This window comes from Rhizobium sp. L9 (assembly GCF_002531885.1).
Classification (GTDB): Bacteria; Pseudomonadota; Alphaproteobacteria; order Rhizobiales; family Rhizobiaceae; genus Rhizobium.
The window spans coordinates 1-852 of the sequence record NZ_NWSZ01000094.1 but is presented as its reverse complement, the minus strand read 5'-3'; the positions used below and the strand labels follow the sequence as shown (position 1 = coordinate 852).

The 852-nt window shown below is 58.2% G+C and carries 1 protein-coding gene and 1 pseudogene; one reads left to right on the top strand and one right to left on the bottom strand.

Annotation, left to right across the window (positions count from 1 at the left end; translation table 11 throughout):
• Positions 1-215, top strand: a pseudogene (locus CO660_RS32410) (transposase); the annotation flags it as partial.
• Positions 216-221: 6 nt separating this feature from the next.
• Here CO660_RS32410 and CO660_RS32405 read toward each other — a convergent pair.
• The coding region (locus CO660_RS32405) for an integrase core domain-containing protein (RefSeq protein WP_141504988.1) at positions 222-852 on the bottom strand (631 nt) is incomplete at its 5' end.

Here is an 852-nt window from a genome sequence, read left to right as displayed (position 1 = left end):
GGCCGGCGCCAGACTAATGGTTCCTGCCGAAATATTCCCCCGATTTCAATCCGATCGAGCAGGCCTTTGCCAAGATCAAGCACTGGATGCGCCTGGCTCAGAAGCGAACCATCGATGACACCTGGCGCCACATCGGACAGCTCGTCACAACCATCGAGCCCAGCGAATGCAGCAACTACTTCGCCAATGCCGGATATGCTTCCGTGAAAACCTGAAACGCTCTAGGTGTGGAGCCTCAACAGGTTGTCCTCGGTCAGGCCGAGTCTGCTGATTGGTGTATTATATTTTAGGCTGCCATGGGGTCGATGCCAATTGTAGCGATGGAGCCATTTTGGCAGTTGGTCGGCTCGCATGTCCGAGGTTGGGTATGCGACGGCATAGGCCCATTCCCGAAGCGCGGTCTGAATGAAGCGTTCGGCCTTGCCATTGGTTTTTGGCGTATAGGGTCTTGTTCGGACGTGCTTGAGGCCAAGTTCGCGGCAGGCGCGGGCAAATTCGCCTGAGGCATAGCAGGGACCGTTATCGGTCATGACGCGCTCGACGGTAATGCCGAGGGTATTATAGTAGGTCAGTGCCGCCTTGAGAAAGGCGACCGCGCTGTCCTTCTTTTCGTCTGGCAATATCTGCGAGAAGGCAACGCGCGAGGCGTCATCGATGGCGACGTGAACGTACTCCCAGCCAGCGCCCCAGCCTTTGCCCCTGCGCGAACTTTGGCGGGTTCGATCACCCGTGATGCGGTGGCCAACCTGGCTGAAGCGGCCAGGTTTCTTGATGTCGATATGGATCATTTCGCCGGGCCGCCCGCGCTCATAGCGTCGCACCGGTTCGGCCGGCTCGATATCCTTCAGCCTG